Below are 18,035 nucleotides of genomic sequence, written 5' to 3' on the forward strand. Positions count from 1 at the left end.
CCTGCGCTAACGCCAGGTTAACAATTGGTATAGACCAATCACGGGTACGCTGTGCGGCATGGACCCGACGGACGTGGTGGGGGTCGGTGCCCGATTGCCGAAGGCGTATCTGGTGCGCACCGAGCTCGGGCAGATGATCGACGACCTCGCGGAGGGTGATCCCGTTCCCTCTGAACGGGACCTCGCGGTGCGGTTCGAGGTCGCGCGCGAAACCGTCCGGCAGGCGCTGCGAGACCTGTTGGTGGAGGGCAGGATTCGCCGGCAGGGTCGGGGCACGGTGGTGTCGCGCCCGAAGATGGTGCAGCCGTTGCAGTTACGGTCCTACACCGAAGGGGCGATCAGCCACGGCCGGGTTCCCGGTCGACTGTTGGTCAATTGGGAGGACGTGTCCGCCAATGCCGATACCGCCAACGCGCTCGGCCTTGCGGTCGGAACTCCGGTCATGCACGTGGAGCGGGTGCTGCTGGCTGACGTGGAACGCATCGGCCTGGAGAGCACCTTCCTTCCGCTCGCCCGATTCCGCGACCTGTACGACACCTACGACCCGACGACATCGCTGTACGCGGCGGTGCGTGCCATGGGTGTGCATCTCGGCAAGGCGACCGAGCGCATCGAGACGGTCCTCGCCTCCCCGCGCGAGGCCGCCCTGCTCGAATGCACCACGGCCCTACCGCTTTTGCTGTTGCACCGCCGTAGCGTCGACGAGCAGGGCGAGCCGATCGAGCGGGTCCGGTCCCTGTATCGCGGCGACCGCATCGCCTTCGAAGCTCAACTGAGCAGCTGACGGCCGCTCGGGGTTTCGGTTGCGTGGTCCCGCTCAGCGAACCTGCGGAGCCACCTTCGCGCCGAGCAATTCGATGTTGTGCAGCGCCTTTTCGTGCAGCAGCGTGCCGACGCCGGTGTGCAGCGTGAACCGATCGAGCCCGAGGGTTCGCGCACGTCGGCCACCTTCTCCGCCAACTGATCCGGCGTCCCGGCGAACGGCGAACCGCTGATTTGGACATCGAGCGCCACGCCGTCGCCAGCAGATGTTGTCGAGCTTGCTGACTACCCGATAACCAACGGAGTCTCGGCAGGGCCGGGCGCCTAGCCGAGCCGGGCGGTGAGACTGTTGGCCGCCTCACTCACCGCGGCGCCGAAGGCGGCTTCGGATTCCTCGGTCAGGCGGCTGACCGGGATGTTCACACTGAGGCTCGCGATCGGCTTCTCGTGGCCTCCCATGACCGCTGCGGCGACCGAGCCGACGTCGGACCTCCATTCCCCGCGATTGACGGCGAACCCCCGTCCCCGGATCGCGGCCAGCTCGGCGCGCAGCTCATCCGGGTCGGTGATCGTCGTATCGGTGTAGCGCGGCAGCTCGTCGGCGAGCAGTTGGCTGATGACCTCGGGACTGCTGTACGCGAGTACTGCCTTGCCGTTGGCGGACGCGTGCAGGGGGAGTGCGTGCCCCAGCGCCATGCTGGTGCGTACCGGTTTGTCGGTCTCCAGCCGCTCGATCAGGACCATCTTGCCGTCCTCGGGGACCGTCAGGTGAATGGTTTCCTCGGTGTGCCGGCGCAGGTCCTCCATGATCGGCACGGCCGCGCCGCGCAGATCGAGATCTCCGCTGGCACGACCGCCGACAGCGAGTGCCTTGGTGGTCATCACCCACCGGGTAACCTCGCCCGAAGCGGGGCGAATCCACCCAGCTGTGTCGAGCGTGACCAGCGCACGCTGCACCGAACTCTTGGGCATGTCCAGTACACGAGCTAACTCGCCGACGCCGATCGGCTGCCGTGATGCGACCTCTTCCAGCACGCGGAGCGTGTTCAGGACGTTTCGCAATGTCTTGACTCCTCGATCGCTCATACCTACTATTGCTGAACCTTCTCCCGGCACAGTGTGCCACCTAACGGCATAGATTGGAAATAGGTGTAGTGACCACTCACAGTGGACGGCATTTCCTGCAGATCCCCGGACCAACCAACGTCCCCGACCGGGTGCTGAGCGCCATCGCGCAACCGACCATCGACCACCGCGGACCCGACTTCGCCGAGCTCACCCGGGACCTCCTGCAACGGGTCAAGCCGGTGTTCGGCACCAGTGGTCCGGTCGTCATCTATCCCTCCTCCGGCACCGGGGCGTGGGAAGCGGCGCTGGTCAACACCCTCTCGCCCGGCGATCGCGTGCTGGCGTTCGAAACCGGTCATTTCGCCAGCCTGTGGCGTGACATGGCGCAGCGCCTCGGGCTGGTCGTCGACTTCGTCCCCGGCGACTGGCGGCGGGGTGTCGACCCGGCGGCCGTGGCCGAACGGCTGGCCGCCGACACGGCACACAGCATCGCGGCGGTGATGGTCGTCCACAACGAGACCTCGACCGGGGTCACCAGCCGGATACCGGAGATCCGGGCAGCCATCGACGAGGCGAATCATCCCGCGCTGCTGCTGGTCGACACGATCTCCTCGCTGGGGTCCATCGACTACCGGCATGAGGACTGGGGCGTCGACGTGACGATCAGCTGCTCGCAGAAGGGGCTGATGCTGCCCCCGGGTCTGGGCTTCAACGCGATCAGCGAGAAAGCGCTCGCGGCCGCACCGAAGGCACGGCTGCCGAAGGCATACTGGGACTGGGCGCCCATCCTCGAGGCCAACGAGCGCGGCTTCTACCCCTACACGCCGTCCACCAACCTGCTCTACGGCCTTCGGGAAGCGTTGCTCCTCCTTGAAGAAGAGGGGCTGCCCAACGTGTTCGCACGGCACAACCGCCACGCCGCGGCGACCAGGGCGGCCGTCCGGGGCTGGGGCCTCGAGATCCTGTGCGCCGACGAGCGCGAGCACTCCAGTGTCCTGACCGCCATTCTGCTGGGCGAGGAACACGATGCGGACAAGGTCCGTCAGATCATCCTGGACCGCTTCGACATGTCACTGGGCGCCGGCCTGAGCAAGCTCGCCGGGCGCGTGTTCCGAATCGGCCACCTCGGCGACTTCAACGACCTGACGCTCGCCGGAACCCTCTCCGGCGTCCAGATGGGGCTCGAACTGGCCGGCGTGGCCGTCGACCCAGCCGGCCTCCAAGCTGCACTGGAGGTGTTGCGCACGGAATGAAACCTGGGCGAGTGCCGGGCTTTCCTTTGAACCATTCGCTCCCGGCTCGGCGGATCACGTCGTAAGCCCACTATGACGGCATGGGCGTTAAGGCCAGCCGCACGGCAGGTCCGCGAGGCCTGGCGCTGGAACCCGGCGCCGGCCTTCTGTTTCGACTCTCATTTGCTCCAACACCAGCCGACGCCGACCGCGCCGGCTACCTACAAGGAGGTAGGTCGTTGACCGAGCGCACTTCCCCTGTCCGGCGCCTGGCCCACATGAAGCGGTGGACCTATATCTTGCCGATCATTGTCTTCATCTACGTCATCTGTTATATAGACCGAACGAACATCGCTTTCGCGCTGCCCCACCTCAAGACCGACATGCATCTCAGCGGGGCCCAACAGGGTCTCGCGAGCGGCATCTTCTTCTGGGGCTACCTGCTGCTGCAGATCCCCGGCGGATACATGGCCGAACGGTGGAGCGCGAAACGGTGGGTCGCGATCCTAATGGTGCTGTGGAGTGTGGCCGCGATGGCCTCCGGCTTCACCCACAGCTTCGGCCAACTCATCCTCGCCCGTTTCCTCCTCGGGGTGGCCGAGGGTGGCGTGCAACCCGCGCTGATGACCACCATCCGGTCCTGGTTCCCGTTCGCCGAACGAAGCAGGGCATACGCGATCTTCAAGCTGTACACACCGATCGCGGCGATAGTCGCCGCCCCGTTCTCCGGCATCATCCTGACCTACGCGGACTGGCGTTGGATGTTCATCATCCAGGGCGGGGCTCCGCTGGTCATCGGGCTCATCGCCTGGCTGGCGGTGGTCCGCGACACGCCCGCCAAAGCGAGCTGGCTGTCGGAGACCGAGCGCGACTTCATCGAGAGTTCTCGTATCGAGGAAGGCGAGGACCTCAAGTCCCGCGGGACGTTCAAGGCCGCCTTGACGAGCGGGATCGTGTGGCAGTTCGCCCTCATCTACACGTTGACGCAGATGGGCCTGCTCGGCCTCACGTTGTGGCTGCCGAGCGTGCTCAAGAAGGCTTTTCACACCGACTTGCAAGTGGGTCTCGTCGCGATGCTGCCCCAGGTCGCCGCGGGTGCCGCCATCATTCTCGTCGGCCGGTCGGCGGACCGCCGGGGCGGGCACGTCGCCCATATGTCGGTGGTTCTCGGTTGCGCGGCGGTGATTCTCGCCGGCGCGAGCCTGATCTCGACGCAACAGAAGTGGCTTGTGCTCGGGGCGATGATCCTCGGCACGGCGGCGTCTATCGCCTGGTACGGGCCGTTCTGGGCGACGGTCACCAAGCTCATCCCCGTGGCGGCCGCGGGCGCGGGGATTGGCCTCATCAACGGCGTCGGGAACCTGGGCAGCTTCTTCGGGCCTTACATTGGTGGATGGCTCAGTGACCTCAGCGGTGGGGGATACGCGCTCACCCAGGTGTTCTTCGGTGTGGTATTCGGCGTCGCTGCACTGCTCGTCCTGACGTTGCGCAAGAAGCTGCGCGAGGCGACGAACCTCCAAGCGGCCGCACGAACGGAGGAAGAACCGGCGTCGAACCCTGTCTGACTCATCTAAGCCACCGCGGCGGCGGGTCCGCCTGACGGATCGGCCGCCGCGGTGGTGGTGTCTGTTGCGAATGACAACGGCTAGAAAGGACTCGTGATGACCTTGCCCACGACTGACACAGCCGCGACTGATCAGTCAGCCCTCGCCCCGCGCTTGGAGCATGCGCTCCGCGCGACGATGGACGGCGAGGTTGCCTTCGACGACTACAGCCGCCACATTTTCTCCCGCGACGCCAGCATGTACTCGATAACTCCGCTGGGCGTCGTGTTTCCACGTCATGCCGACGACGTCGCCGCGGCGGTGCAGGCCGCCGGTGAGCTCGGCGTGCCGATCGTGCCCCGGGGCGCGGGAACGAGCCTGGCCGGCCAGACTGTGGGACCCGGCCTGGTGCTCGACCTGTCCCGGCACATGAACCGGATCGTGGAGATCGACCCGGTGGCCCGCACCGCGCTGGTGGAGGTCGGGGTAGTGCAGGATCAGCTCAACCAGGCCGCCGCCGCCCACGGGCTGATGTTCGGCCCGGACACCTCAACCAGCAACCGGGCCACGATCGGCGGGATGATCGGCAACAATTCCGCGGGAAGCGGCTCCCTGACCTACGGCATGACGATCGATCACGTGCGGGCACTGGACGCGGTGCTCTCCGACGGCTCGCGCGCCCGGTTGGAACCCGTCGACGAGGCCGAGCGGAAACGCCGGGCGATGGCGGATACGCTGGAGGGCCGGATCTACCAGGCACTTCCGGACCTGGTCGTCGCGAACGAGGAGATCATCAAGGCCGGGATGCCGGTGTTCTGGCGTCGTGCCTGCGGCTACCGGCTCGACCGCCTGGTGGGCTTCGGTGACGACAACTCGTTTGATCTCGCCAAGTTCGTGGTCGGTGCGGAGGGCACGTTGGTGGTCGTCACCCACGCTCTGGTGGAGCTGGTGCCCAAGCCCGCGCACACGGTTTACGCCGTCGGCCACTTCACCGACACCGCGAGCGCCATCGCGGCCACCACGGACGCGTTGAGCTGCGAACCCCACCAGGTCGAGCTGATGGACCGCACGATCCTGGAATTGTCCCGGCAGAAGATCGAGTACGCCGAGCTCGGGAACATCCTCGTCGGCGACCCGGGCGCACTGCTGTTCGTCTCGTTCACCGGTGACGACGAAGCGAGCCAGATCGCCAAGCTGGACCGGCTCGACGAGCTGTGGCGACAGAACGGGCACGGCTACCACACGCTGCGCGCGGTCACTCCCGCCGATCAAGGGGCGTTGCTGAAGGTCCGCAAGTCCAGCCTTGGCCTGCTGATGGCCGCTGGCGAGGGCACTCGCCGCCCGCTCGCCTTCGTGGAGGACACCGCCGTCGATCCGGCTCAGCTGCCCGAATACACCAAGCGGTTCAAGCAGATCCTCGATGACCACCAGCTGGAGGCGGGGTTCTACGGCCACTGCTCGGTAGGCTGCCTGCACATCCGCCCGTTCGTCGACCTGACCAAACCGGACGAGGTGGCCAAGATGCGCACCGTCGCCGAAGCGGTTAAAGATCTCGTCGCCGAGTACGGCGGGGTGAACTCCAGCGAACACGGAGACGGCCTCGCCCGCAGCGAGTTCAACCGGGAGATCTTCGGCGACCAGCTGTACGAGGTGATGCGCACGGTCAAGCGCATCTTCGACCCCGGCAACGGCATGAACCCGGGCAAGATCGTCGACGCGCCGCCGATGACCGAGAACCTGCGCGACCGCGACGCGCTGCCACCCGCCCCGCCACTGAAGACGACGCTGCAGTTCGAGGTCGTCGGCGGCATGCGTGGCGCCGCGGATCGCTGCATGAACATCGGCCTGTGCCGGAAGTCCACCTCGGGCGTGATGTGCCCGTCCTACATCGCGACCAACAACGAGGAGCACGCCACCCGCGGCCGGGCCAACGCGCTGGTGAAGGCACTGTCCGAACCGGACCCACACGCCGCGCTTGGCGGCGAGCGGCTGCACGAGATCCTCGACCTGTGCCTGATGTGCAAGGCATGCAAGAGCGAGTGCCCGATGAGCGTGGACATGGCCGCGCTCAAGGCCGAGACGCTGCATCATCACCATGAGATCCACGGAGTTCCGTTGCGCTCGAGGATCTTCGGCTCCATCCGCCTGCTCAACCGGATCGGCTCCGCGACCGCCCCGCTGTCGAATCTGCCCGGCCGCAACAGATTCGCGCGCCGGATCATGGAGCGCGCCTTCGGCATCACAGCTGCCCGCCCGCTGCCGGTCTTCGAACGGGTCAGCCTGCTGCGCTGGTTCCGCCGGCACCAGCGGGCTGTGCCCCTGGGCCGTGCGCCATTGGGCACCGTGCAGTGGCTTGCCGACTCGTTCACGACCTTCACCGAGCCACACATCGGCAGTGCGGCCATAGAGCTGCTGGAGCGCGCGGGGTGGGAGGTCGAGCTTGCCAGTGGCGGTTGCTGTGGCCGGTCGAGCCTGTCCAAGGGACTGCTCGACGACGCGAAGAAGAAGGCTGCGGGGTTGGTGGCGTCGCTGGCCGCGACGGATCCGGCCTCGCCGATCGTGGGCTGTGAGCCGTCGTGTCTGTTCACGTTGCGCGACGAGCACACGGCGCTGCTGCCGGATTCGGAGGCGTTGCGAGAGGTTGCTGGGCGGGTCAAGCAGGTGGAGGAATTGCTGGTCGAGGCGATCGATGCGGGGCGGTTGACGCTGCGAGCGGATTCCCGGTTCGCGGGCCGCCGGATCGTGTATCACGGTCATTGCCACCAGAAGGCCGAGGTCGGCACGGCGACCACGATGGCGCTGCTGCGCCGGATCCCGGGTGTGCAGGTGGAGGAGATCAACTCCGGCTGCTGCGGGATGGCCGGCTCGTTCGGTTTCGAGTCGGAGCACTACGAGACGTCCATCACCATCGGCGGAGATCGGCTTTTCCCGGCCCTCGCGGCGGAGCCGGAGGACACGATCGTGGCCGCGACCGGTGTGTCATGCCGGCAGCAGATCTTCCATGGAGCGGGCCGCACCGCGTGGCACCCGGTTGAGCTGGTGCGCGAGGCGCTGGCCGGTCCTGGTCGAGAATAGGAGAGATCATGCGTATTGTTCGCTACTTGTTGGACGGCCAGGCCGGGCGTGGCGTGGTGGTCGGGGATGTGGTGCGCGAGTTTCCCGACGGGTATGCCGAGCCGGGCGAGGTGGTGGGGAGGCTGGCGGAGCTGGCGTTGCTTCCCCCATGCGATCCTCGCACGATCGTCTGTGCCGGCAGCAACTACGCCGGTCAGATCGCCGAGAAGGGCAGGCCCTGGCCGAAGCAACCACCACTGTTCTTGAAGGCCCCCAACGCGATCACCGCCCCTGACGCGGTGATACTGCGGCCTAAAGAGGTGCAGCGCCTGGAGTACGAGGGCGAACTGGCCGTCGTCATCGGCCGCACCGCCCGGGACGTGCCGGCCGATCGTGCGGCGGACTTCGTGCTGGGCTACACCTGCGCGAACGACGTCACCGCGCACGACTGGCGCGACGACGGCCAGTGGACCCGCGCGAAGAGCGCGGACACATTCTGCCCAATGGGTCCATGGATCGAGACCGACATAGCCGATCCGTCGGCGTTGCGGATCACCACCCGGCTCGGCGGCCAGGTCGTCCAAGATGGATCGACCTCGGACATGGTGTTCGGGGTAGGGGAGCTGCTGGCGTTCGTCACCCGATGGATCACTCTCGAACCCGGCGATGTGCTGCTGACCGGCAGTCCTGCCGGGGTAGGGCCGATGGTGCCCGGTGACATCGTCGAGGTCGAAATCTCCGGTATCGGCACACTTCGCAACACAGTGGCCGACCGGGGCTGATCGAACCGCGATTTTCTTCCCACGGCGGGAAAACATGGAGGCGGAGGATACATTGACGACAGAATCGAACCCACCCTTGTCCGGCGTGACCGTGCTCGAGGTCGGCGCGTTTATGGCCGCCCCGTATGCAACGATGCAACTGGCCGACCTCGGTGCCCGCGTGATCAAGGTGGAGAATCCCGACGGTGGCGATCCCGTCCGCGCCACCGGACCGTTCATCCACGGGGAGAGCTCCCCGTTCGTGCGGCTGAACCGCAACAAGGAATCGGTCACGCTCGATCTCAAAGACGAACGCGACAATGCCGCGTTCCGGGAGCTCGTACGCTCGGCAGATGTCCTGGTCGAGAACCTCCGGCCGGGAGCGATGAGCCGGTTGGGACTCGACTATCCGACCCTGCGCGAGCAGAACCCGCGGCTGATCTATGCCTCGGCGTCGGGGTGGGGCCAGGACGGCCCCCTCGCCCACCTCCCTGGTCTGGACATCATGGCGCAGGCACGCAGTGGCCTGATGAGCATCACCGGGTTTCCCGGTCACGACCCCGCCAAGGTCGGCGTCCCGATCTGCGACCTCACGTGCGCCCTTTACGTCGCCCTGGCAGTGACCGCCGCGCTGCGCGAGCGAGACCGGTCGGGGGAAGGGCAGCACATCGATGTCTCCCTGCTGGAATCAGGCGTCTCCCTTGCGATATGGGAAGCCGGCATGTATTTCGCCGACGGAACCGTCCCGCGCCCGCACGGATCCGCGCATCAGAACAACGCGCCCTACCAGGCGGTGCGGACCGCTGACGGGCACGTCACCATTGGCGCGACCACGCCGAAGACCTGGCCGGCGTTCTGCCACACACTGGGTCTCGACGACCTGCTCTCCGACCCGCGATACGGCAATGCTTATTCCAGGCTGCAGTATCGCGAAGAGCTCATCGAGGCCATCGAAAAGATCACCACAACCCGGACGTCGCGGTCCATTGTGGACGACCTCGAGCTGGCGGGGGTGCCGTGCGCCCCGATCCTCGATTACGCACAGGTGTTCACCAACGAGACGTTGCGACAACGGGATTTCTTCTGGGACGCACCACACCCCACGCTGGGCTCGGCCGAGCAGCTGGGGTCCCCGATGCGCTTCTCCCGCACCCCCGTGCGGCGGGCGCATGCCGGACCACCACTGGGCGATTCGACCGCAACGGTCCGCGCGGAAATGAGTCACGTCGACCGGGAAGGTGACGAGTAGCAATGAGCACATCCGAAGTCGAGATCAGCGCCGAGAACCACGTGCTGACCGTGACGTTCAACCGGCCGGATCAGCGAAACGCAATGACCTGGGCCATGTATGAGGCGCTCGAGCAAGCCTGCGACCGGGCCGACTCCGATAGCGCCATCCGGGTCATGGTCCTGCGCGGCGCCGGCGGTCGCGCATTCGTCGCCGGTACGGACATTAGCCAGTTCACCCAGTTCTCCACGGGTCAGGATGGTGTGGACTACGAGCGCCGGGTGACCGCGGTGCTCGACCGGCTGCAGGCCGTGACGATTCCCACCGTCGCATCGATCGACGGCTACTGCGTCGGGGGCGGTCTCGGCATCGCCTGCGCGGTCGACCTCCGCGTCGCGACACCCCAATCGAAATTCGGAGTTCCGATCGCACGTACTCTCGGGAACTGTGTCTCGGGAGCCACCCTGGACCTGCTCGTCCAGAACTTCGGTCACCCACGCTCGATCGCGCTCTTGCTGACAGCCGAGTTGATGAGCGCCGAGGAGGCCCATTCGGCGGGATTCCTCGTGGCGCTGGCGGACGATCTGGAAAAGGCAACCGAAACGATCACTGAACGCATCCTCGCCCACGCGCCCTTGAGCATGTGGGCATCCAAAGAAGGGCTGCGCAGACTGCATCGCAGCGGACGCGACGCTGACCTGACCGACATTGTCTCGCGCGTCTACAGCTCCGCTGACTTCCGGAACGCGGTCGAGGCGTTCGTGGCGAAACGAGCGCCGAGCTGGAATGACCACCGCGACCGGACGACCAGCGAAGGCCCCTAGCGTTTCGCGGGGCAGATGCTCGGTTCCGCCAACATCAGCGGCAGCCCGCTCATGCACTGCATGACCGGCAACCTCTCCTTCCAGATCGAGCACCACCTGTTTCCGGACCTACCGAGCAACCGGTACGAGGAGATCACACCCCAGGTGCGCGCCCTCTTCGAGCGGTACAACCTGACCTACACCACCGGCTCGCTCGGCCAGCAAGTCGCCTCCGCATGGAAGAAGGTGTTCCGGCTGTCGCTCCGGGCGTCTTCATACAGAAGGTCACAGCCAGACCAGCCATTCGGTGCAGCCCCACGCTTGGATCGCGGAGTTGGACCGCGGCTCGGGTGAGGCGACGGCGTTGCTTGTTCACCGGACGACGCGTCCGGTGAACCGCAGTTGGGCGCCGGGGTGGTTGAGTCGGCCCGCAGCGCGGTGCCGGTGTCGCCACCGGCCCGTTTCTGCGGGTCGGAAGGGACTGCGCTCGGCGAGCATCGGCCGTACCGAGGTCGAACGCTGGACCACGGTCCGCGACTATTCTGTCGGCGGTGTAGGGGGTGCTCGATGCGGTAGGCGTGCGGGGCATCCGGGGGAGATCGGCACGTCAGCCGATGGACGTCACGGCGTGCGCGACGGAAGGTGCGGATAGTCTGATACGCATGTCAGTGCGTACCCGCCAGCCGCTTGTTCCCGGGACCCTCTCGCCGACTCGGGAAGTCCCGCGCTCGATCGAGCGTCCGGAGTATGCGTGGAAGAAGACCGTCAACGAGGGCAATGAGCCCTGGGTGCAGACGGCGGAGACGATCGAGAAGATGCGGATCGCGGGCAAGATCGCGGCGCAGGCGCTGGAAGAGGCGGGCAAGGCCGTCGCGCCCGGCGTCACCACCGACGAATTGGATCGGATCGCGCACGAGTACATGTGCGATCACGGGGCGTACCCGTCGACGCTGGGGTACAAGGGTTTTCCGAAGTCCTGCTGCACCTCGCTGAACGAGGTTATCTGCCACGGGATCCCGGACTCGACGGTGATCGAGGACGGCGACATCGTGAATATCGACGTCACCGCCTACATCCACGGGGTACACGGTGACACCAACAAGACCTTCCTCGCCGGTGATGTGGACGACGAGGTTCGGCTGCTGGTCGAGCGCACCGAGGAGGCCACCACCCGCGCCATCAAGGCGGTCCGCCCCGGTCGTGCGCTCAATGTGATCGGGCGAGTGATCGAGTCCTACGCCAATCGATTCGGCTACGGAGTGGTGCGCGACTTCACCGGCCACGGCGTCGGCCCCACCTTCCACAGCGGCCTGGTGATCCTGCACTACGACCAGCCCGCCATCGAGTCCATCATCGAACCCGGCATGACCTTCACCATCGAACCGATGATCAACCTCGGCGGCGTCGACTACGAGATCTGGGACGACAGCTGGACGGTGATCACCAAGGACCGCAAGTGGACCGCGCAGTTCGAGCACACTCTGGTCGTCACCGAAACCGGCGTGGAAGTCCTTACCCTGCCGTGAGTGCTGGACCGCGCAGTTCGAGGCTTGCGCCGTTGGGTCGTCACCGAAACCGGCGTGGAAGTCCTTACCCTGCCGTGAGTGCTGGACCGCGCAGTTCGAGGCTTGCGCCGTTGGGTCGTCACCGAAACCGGCGTGGAAGTCCTTACCCTGCCGTGAGTGCTGGACCGCGCAGTTCGAGGCTTGCGCCGTTGGGTCGTCACCGAAACCGGCGTGGAAGTCCTTACCCTGCCGTGATCCGCGCGGCTGATCGGTTGACCCCGAACGCCCCGCTCTGTCGTTCCGGCGAAAGCCGAGGCGTGGGCGGGGAAGTCTTGGTCGCGACCCGGTGAAGGGAGCGCTGCTCGTCGCGGGAACAACCTCCGATGCGGGGAAAAGTGTTGTCGTAGCGGGACTTTGCCGAATGCTGGCACGGCGTGGGGTGCGGGTCGCGCCGTTCAAGGCGCAGAACATGTCCAACAACTCCGTCGTCACGCTCGACGGCGGCGAGATCGGACGGGCGCAGGCGTTGCAGGCGCAGGCGTGTGGGCTGCACCCGAGCGTGCGATTCAATCCGGTGCTGCTCAAACCGGGCAGTGACCGGCGTTCCCAGCTGGTGGTGCGCGGTAAGGCAGTCGGCACCGTCGGGGCGCGCGACTACTTCCGGCATCGCCGGCAGCTGCGGGAGGTGATTGCCGCCGAACTCGCCTCGCTGCGTGCGGAATTCGATGTGGTGATCTGTGAAGGGGCCGGTTCGCCCGCCGAGATCAACCTGCGTGCAACGGATCTGGCGAACATGGGGCTGGCGCAGGCGGGGCAGCTGCCGGTGCTTGTGGTCGGCGATATCGATCGCGGCGGCGTGCTCGCGCACCTTTTCGGCACCGTCGCGGTACTGGAACCCGAAGACCAGCAACTGATTTCGGGGTTCGTGATCAACAAGTTCCGCGGTGATGTCGAATTGCTTCGACCGGGCCTGGACCGACTCACCGAACTCACCGGCCGCCCGACACTTGGCGTGATTCCGTACTCCGAGGACCTCTGGATCGATGCGGAGGACTCGCTCGGCACCGTCGCCGACGCACCGGTCGGCCGGTCCCAACCGCCCGTCGGCACCGAATGGCTGACCGTCGCCGCCATCCGGCTGCCGCGCATCTCCAATTCCACCGACGTAGAGGCCCTGGCATGCGAGCCGGGGGTCGCGGTGCGCTGGGTGAGCGACCCCTCCCGGCTGGCAGGCGTCGACCTGGTGGTGCTGCCCGGCAGCAAAGCGACCGTCTCCGATCTGGAGTGGTTGCGGCGCACCGGCATTGCCGACGCGCTGCGCAATCGCGCGGCCGCGGGCGGTCCGATCCTCGGCATCTGCGGCGGCTATCAGATGCTGAGCGGGAGCATCGTCGACCGGGTCGAATCCGACGCGGGCACCGTCGATGGACTCGGCCTGCTCGATCTGGAGATCGAATTCGCCGACCCGAAGGTGCTGCGACGCACCACCGGGCACAGCGTCGAGCTCGGTATCCCGGTGCACGGCTACGAGATTCATCACGGCCAGGTCGTTCGCAGCGGCGATTCGCCCTGGCTCGAGCTGGGCGGTGCGCTGGAGGGCAGCGTCCGCGGCGCGGTCTGGGGCACGCACCTGCACGGCTTGCTGGAATCCGACGAGTTTCGTCGCGCCTGGCTTGGTGAGGTCGCCGAACGCGCTGGACGCACCGGTTTCACCAGCGCCGAGAATACTTCCGTCGCCGACCTCCGATCGACCCAACTCGACCTGCTCGCCGATCTGATCGAGCACAACCTCGACATCGGACACATCGAGCGTCTGATCGCCGATGGCGCACCGGTGGGCCTCCCCACTGTCGCCGCCGCCACTCCCGCAGGAGGCCGAGTGTGATAACGCCGTCACCTTCGGCAGCGGCCGCCGCGAAAAACCCTGGATTACGGCTCGTTCGCTGACTCGCGGCAATTGGACACGCGGTTGTGTTCAACCAAGCCGTGTACCGTCTTCCGGCATGAAATCTCGGCGGATCACGGTCGGTGACCGGGCTTGGACTGTGCGGGTAGACGGGCCCGAGTCTCGGCACAGCGTGCTGCTATTGCCCGACGCGGGTGATCCCGTCGACGTGTACGACCAGGTATGTGCCCGACTGCACACTTCGGACTTGCGGACGATCGCGGTGGAATCGGTATCGGACCTGGATACCGCGGGTGTGCACGCCATTCTCGACGAGCTCGGCGTGCCGTGGGTCAACGTCGCCGGACGCGGCGCGGGCGCGGAACTGGCCTGGCAGCTGTGCGCGAGCGGTTTCGGCCGGTTCATCAGCCTCGTGGTCGCCGACCGCGGTCATCCCGCCGCGCCAGGTGCGGACGGCAAGGTCGCCGATGCGACCTGCCGACCGGTCGAACTGCCCGCGACCATACTGGTCACCAAGAATCTGCCGCGCGCGGTCGCCGATGCCTCCGGGCGTTACGTCTACGGCGAATTCCGGGTGGTGGAGATCGATGTCGACAACGTGGCGACCGAGGCCGACCACGAGCTGGCCACCGAGATCGTGCTACGCACCAGCCTGTGGTGACCCGGACTTGCGCAGGTAGACCGCCAGCCAATCCAGCCAGCTGTCGAGTTCGCTGAACGCCTGCGCCAACGGTTCGGCCGAGGACAGGAACACGTCGTGCCGCGCGCCGTCGATGGGGACGATATTGGTGCGATCGCCAATGCAACCCGACCACCGTTGGATCTGCCGGACATCGAGCACCGCGTCCGCCACGTCGACGGCCGGGCCGTACGTGCGCGCGAACTTGGTGATCCGAGAACGCAGGATCAACGTGGGGATCCCGATATTGAGACCCGCCTGCAGCCGCGCGTGCCCGTTGCGGATGGCGCGCAGCCAGCCGAAGCGGACCGGGAAGCCCTCCAGCGGTTTCCAATCCAGGTTGTAGTCCCATTCGCCCGCCACGCTGTGATGCAGGCTGTCGCCGTAGGAGCTGATCTTCCCGCCCCGTAGCTCGATCATCGAGCGGAACCGGCCGAGCGTCTTGATCACCGGGGTACCGATGGTCCGGTAGTAGGAGGGCCCCTGCAGGTCGAACCAGGGGCTGTTAAGCACCAGGCCGGTGATGCCGGACGCGACGGTACCCTGCGCCCGGTTGAGCCGGTCCAGCCACAGCGGCACGATCAGCCCGCCGGTGGAATGCGCGACCAGCAGCACCTCGCCGCCCGTCTCCTCCCGCACGATCCGCAGCGACTCGTTGAGTTCGTCGTCGTAGAGCGCCAGATCGGTCACGTAGTGCGGCGTCTGGCCGTCGCGCAGCGAGCGCCCGCACTTGCGCAGATCCAGTGCGTAGAAGCGATGCCCTCGGCCCGCGAAGTGCTCGGCCAGATGCTGCTGGAAGAAGTAATCGGTGAAGCCGTGCACGTAGAGCACCGCGGGTTCGGTGGCGGCGGCGCCGGAATCGGGGGTGTACCGGACCAGCGTGGCCACGGCGTCCCCTTCGCCGTCGGGATCGGGGCCGAGCGGCAGTGTGCGCTGCTCATAGCCCGCGCCGAGCACGTCCGGATGCCACTGCTCGCCGGTCGTGATGTCTGACACGCCTAGCGAGTTTTCGTTCGTCACGACCTCCAATCTAGGTGACGTCCGCCGCGGATCGACGATCGAACCCGGAAGGAATCTATGTCACATTCGGTAGGTTCGTTACGGTTGACCGGAGCGGTGAGGCGCACAATTGGCATAGGTGAACGGCGGGTAACCTTCTCTCCGCCGAGTCACGCCAGGCTCGCAAAAAACACATAGCGCCCGTGCCCAGGCAGGCCACCATGCCGGTGGAAAGCCACAGAAGTGACAAGGAAGTCGATCTACCCGTGCCGAACGCTGCCATGACTGAAAAGACCGATGTGGTACTCATCGGTGCCGGCATCATGAGTGCCACTCTCGGTGCGCTGATTCGTCAGTTGCAGCCGGACTGGTCGATCTCCCTCTTCGAGCGGCTCGACGCCGCCGCGCCGGAGAGCAGCGACCCGTGGAACAACGCGGGCACCGGACACTCGGCGCTGTGTGAGTTGAACTACAGCCCGCAGAACCCTGACGGCTCGGTCGACATCAGCAAGGCCATCGACATCAACGAGCGATTCCAGGTCTCGCGCCAGTTCTGGTCCTATGGCGTGGAGAACGGTCTGCTCGGCGATCCTTCCGCCTTCATCAACCCCATCCCGCACGTCAGCTTCGTGCACGGCGCCGACAACGTCCACTACCTGCGCAAGCGCTACGAGGCGCTGTCGCGGCACCCGCTGTTCGAGGGCATGGAGTACATCGACAGCCCGGGCGAGTTCACCCGTCGGCTTCCGCTGATGGCCAAGGGCCGTGACTTCTCCGATCCGGTCGCACTGAACTGGTCCGACGCGGGCACCGACATCGACTTCGGTTCGCTCACCACCGAATTGCTTGCCTACCTGGGTTCGGCAGGCGTCGATCTGGCCTTCGGTCACGAGGTCCGCGATCTGACCAAGCAGGCCGACGGCTCGTGGCTGGTGAAGGTCCGCAACCTGCGCACCCGCCAAACCCGCACGCTGGTCAGCAAATTCGTGTTCGTCGGCGCCGGTGGCGGCGCACTGCCGCTGCTGCAGAAGGCGGGCATCAGGGAGGCCAAGGGATACGGCGGCTTCCCGGTCAGCGGTCAGTTCTTCCGCTGCACCAACCTTGACCTGATCCGGCAGCACGCGGCCAAGGTCTACGGCAAGGCCGCTGTCGGCGCGCCGCCGATGTCGGTGCCGCACTTGGACACTCGCATCATCAAGGGACAGCCGGGCCTGCTGTTCGGCCCGTACGCCGGGTGGACGCCGAAGTTCCTCAAGGACGGTTCGAACATCGATCTGTTCAAGTCGGTCAAGCCGAACAACATCTTCTCCCTGCTCGGTGTCGCCGTCACCGAGTTGGGGCTGACCAAGTACCTGATCAGTGAGCTGCTGAAGTCCGAGGCGGGCAAGGTGTACACGCTCTCGGAGTTCATCCCGCGGGCCGAGGCACGCGACTGGGAGCTGATCACAGCGGGTCAGCGCGTGCAGGTGATCCGGCGCAAGGGCGCGGGCGGTGTGCTCGAGTTCGGCACCGCCGTGATCGCGGCCGAGGACGGCACCATCGCCGGTCTGCTCGGCGCGTCGCCGGGCGCGTCGACTGGTGTCAGCGCCATGATCGATGTGCTGCAGCGGTGCTTCCCGCGCAAGTACGCCGACTGGACGCCGAAGCTCCAGGAAATGGTCCCCTCACTGGGCGTAAGGCTCTCGGAGAACAAGGCGCTGTATCAGGAAGTGTGGGATTGGACGTCCAAGACGCTGAACCTCACGCCTGTGTCGGACAACACGCCAAAGGACAAGGTGGTCGCGCCGACGGCGTAGGTGTGGTACCAAAACTCGATGATGTCAACGGTTGCACTCAAACGGTCATGGGCGCAGGATCTCGACACCGCCACTCTTTATCAGCTCTTGAAACTTCGCGTCGAAGTCTTTGTCGTCGAGCAGAAGTGCGCCTACCCGGAACTGGACGGGCTGGACTTGCTGCCGGAGACCCGACACTTCTGGCTCGACGACGAAGGTGAGGTCATCTCGACGTTACGTTTGAGCGAGGAGCACGACGACGGCGTGAAATCCTTCCGCATCGGACGCCTGTGCACCGCGGTCCCCGCCCGCGGTCACGGCTACACCACCCGCTTGCTGCAGGCCGCCCTCGCCGAGGTCGGTTCCGCCACCGTGCGCCTGAACGCGCAGACCTACCTGATGGACATGTACACCAAGCACGGTTTCAAGCCCGACGGCGACGAGTTCGACGACGACGGCATCATGCACCTGCCCATGCGCAGGGGCTGAGTCCCGAGCAGGGGCTGATCCCACTCGCTGTGTACGCACCCGCACCAGATTTCTGATGCGGGTGCGGTGCTTTGGGAACCTCGAGTTCGCTCGTTGCGGGGGTGTGCAACGACGGCAGGTGCCCGGCGACCGCGGTTGCGCCGGGCCAAACCCTATGTCGTCGTCACCCGATTGCCGCCCCAGCGCGGCGACCAGGCCGAACCAATGGCCGAGTGGTACATGGTGGGGAG

Annotated in this window: 15 protein-coding genes; 13 read left to right on the plus strand and 2 right to left on the minus strand. The window is 66.2% G+C overall.

Annotation, left to right across the window (positions count from 1 at the left end; all coding sequences use genetic code 11):
* Positions 1–76 precede the first annotated feature (76 nt).
* Positions 77–784: a GntR family transcriptional regulator gene (locus ACV7NQ_RS28130; RefSeq protein ID WP_463365843.1), complete on the plus strand. Its 708-nt coding sequence runs from the start codon at positions 77–79 to the stop codon at positions 782–784.
* Between the two features lie 302 nt (positions 785–1,086).
* Here ACV7NQ_RS28130 and ACV7NQ_RS28135 read toward each other — a convergent pair whose 3' ends face one another.
* The gene (locus ACV7NQ_RS28135; RefSeq protein ID WP_463362371.1) at positions 1,087–1,848 is read right to left on the minus strand and encodes an IclR family transcriptional regulator; all 762 of its coding nucleotides are present in this window, start codon (positions 1,846–1,848) and stop codon (positions 1,087–1,089) included.
* A gap of 68 nt (positions 1,849–1,916) precedes the next feature.
* Here ACV7NQ_RS28135 and ACV7NQ_RS28140 point away from each other — a divergent pair, with 68 nt between their 5' ends.
* The 10 genes from ACV7NQ_RS28140 (at position 1,917) to ACV7NQ_RS28185 (ending at position 14,524) form a co-directional block, all read left to right on the plus strand.
* Positions 1,917–3,083 carry a pyridoxal-phosphate-dependent aminotransferase family protein gene (locus tag ACV7NQ_RS28140; RefSeq protein ID WP_463362372.1) on the plus strand — a complete coding sequence of 389 codons (1,167 nt, stop codon included), beginning with the start codon at positions 1,917–1,919 and terminating at the stop codon, positions 3,081–3,083.
* A 218-nt stretch (positions 3,084–3,301) separates the two neighbouring features.
* Positions 3,302–4,627 carry an MFS transporter gene (locus ACV7NQ_RS28145; protein ID WP_463362373.1) on the plus strand — a complete coding sequence of 442 codons (1,326 nt, stop codon included), beginning with the start codon at positions 3,302–3,304 and terminating at the stop codon, positions 4,625–4,627.
* A gap of 96 nt (positions 4,628–4,723) precedes the next feature.
* Entirely contained in the window at positions 4,724–7,681 is a 2,958-nt protein-coding gene (locus ACV7NQ_RS28150) for an FAD-binding and (Fe-S)-binding domain-containing protein (protein WP_463362374.1), read from the plus strand.
* A gap of 8 nt (positions 7,682–7,689) precedes the next feature.
* Positions 7,690–8,442 carry a fumarylacetoacetate hydrolase family protein gene (locus ACV7NQ_RS28155; RefSeq protein WP_463362375.1) on the plus strand — a complete coding sequence of 251 codons (753 nt, stop codon included), beginning with the start codon at positions 7,690–7,692 and terminating at the stop codon, positions 8,440–8,442.
* Between the two features lie 52 nt (positions 8,443–8,494).
* Positions 8,495–9,670 (plus strand): CaiB/BaiF CoA transferase family protein, encoded by a 1,176-nt coding sequence (locus ACV7NQ_RS28160; protein ID WP_463362376.1) that lies wholly within the window; start codon positions 8,495–8,497, stop codon positions 9,668–9,670.
* A gap of 2 nt (positions 9,671–9,672) precedes the next feature.
* Entirely contained in the window at positions 9,673–10,473 is an 801-nt protein-coding gene (locus ACV7NQ_RS28165) for an enoyl-CoA hydratase/isomerase family protein (protein ID WP_463362377.1), read from the plus strand.
* A 15-nt stretch (positions 10,474–10,488) separates the two neighbouring features.
* On the plus strand, positions 10,489–10,806 hold the full coding sequence (locus tag ACV7NQ_RS28170; RefSeq protein ID WP_463362378.1) for a fatty acid desaturase family protein: 318 nt from the start codon (positions 10,489–10,491) through the stop codon (positions 10,804–10,806).
* Positions 10,807–11,114: 308 nt separating this feature from the next.
* Entirely contained in the window at positions 11,115–11,978 is an 864-nt protein-coding gene (gene map, locus ACV7NQ_RS28175) for a type I methionyl aminopeptidase (protein WP_463362379.1), read from the plus strand.
* Positions 11,979–12,303: 325 nt separating this feature from the next.
* On the plus strand, positions 12,304–13,842 hold the full coding sequence (locus tag ACV7NQ_RS28180; RefSeq protein ID WP_463362380.1) for a cobyric acid synthase: 1,539 nt from the start codon (positions 12,304–12,306) through the stop codon (positions 13,840–13,842).
* A 118-nt stretch (positions 13,843–13,960) separates the two neighbouring features.
* A complete protein-coding gene (locus ACV7NQ_RS28185; protein ID WP_463362381.1) occupies positions 13,961–14,524 on the plus strand; it encodes an alpha/beta hydrolase in 564 nt (187 codons plus the stop codon).
* Here the strand turns inward: ACV7NQ_RS28185 and ACV7NQ_RS28190 are convergent.
* On the minus strand, positions 14,504–15,538 hold the full coding sequence (locus tag ACV7NQ_RS28190) for an alpha/beta hydrolase (RefSeq protein ID WP_463362382.1): 1,035 nt from the start codon (positions 15,536–15,538) through the stop codon (positions 14,504–14,506). The two genes, ACV7NQ_RS28185 and ACV7NQ_RS28190, sit on opposite strands and share 21 nt — an antisense overlap.
* A 284-nt stretch (positions 15,539–15,822) precedes the next feature.
* Between ACV7NQ_RS28190 and mqo the strand changes: the two genes are divergently transcribed.
* Positions 15,823–17,337 (plus strand): malate dehydrogenase (quinone), encoded by a 1,515-nt coding sequence (gene mqo / locus ACV7NQ_RS28195; RefSeq protein ID WP_463362383.1) that lies wholly within the window; start codon positions 15,823–15,825, stop codon positions 17,335–17,337.
* Between the two features lie 18 nt (positions 17,338–17,355).
* On the plus strand, positions 17,356–17,805 hold the full coding sequence (locus ACV7NQ_RS28200) for a GNAT family N-acetyltransferase (RefSeq protein ID WP_463362384.1): 450 nt from the start codon (positions 17,356–17,358) through the stop codon (positions 17,803–17,805).
* Positions 17,806–18,035 lie beyond the last annotated feature (230 nt).

The sequence above is a fragment of the Nocardia sp. Tas62D01 genome (assembly GCF_055232035.1).

Coding starts and splice junctions, on each gene's coding strand:
- ACV7NQ_RS28135 (WP_463362371.1), bottom strand. CDS start 1,848: ATGAGCGATCGAGGAGTCAAGACATTGCGAAACGTCCTGAACACGCTC.
- ACV7NQ_RS28150 (WP_463362374.1), top strand. CDS start 4,724: ATGACCTTGCCCACGACTGACACAGCCGCGACTGATCAGTCAGCCCTC.
- ACV7NQ_RS28155 (WP_463362375.1), top strand. CDS start 7,690: ATGCGTATTGTTCGCTACTTGTTGGACGGCCAGGCCGGGCGTGGCGTG.
- ACV7NQ_RS28165 (WP_463362377.1), top strand. CDS start 9,673: ATGAGCACATCCGAAGTCGAGATCAGCGCCGAGAACCACGTGCTGACC.
- ACV7NQ_RS28170 (WP_463362378.1), top strand. CDS start 10,489: ATGCTCGGTTCCGCCAACATCAGCGGCAGCCCGCTCATGCACTGCATG.
- map (WP_463362379.1), top strand. CDS start 11,115: ATGTCAGTGCGTACCCGCCAGCCGCTTGTTCCCGGGACCCTCTCGCCG.
- ACV7NQ_RS28185 (WP_463362381.1), top strand. CDS start 13,961: ATGAAATCTCGGCGGATCACGGTCGGTGACCGGGCTTGGACTGTGCGG.
- mqo (WP_463362383.1), top strand. CDS start 15,823: ATGACTGAAAAGACCGATGTGGTACTCATCGGTGCCGGCATCATGAGT.
- ACV7NQ_RS28200 (WP_463362384.1), top strand. CDS start 17,356: ATGATGTCAACGGTTGCACTCAAACGGTCATGGGCGCAGGATCTCGAC.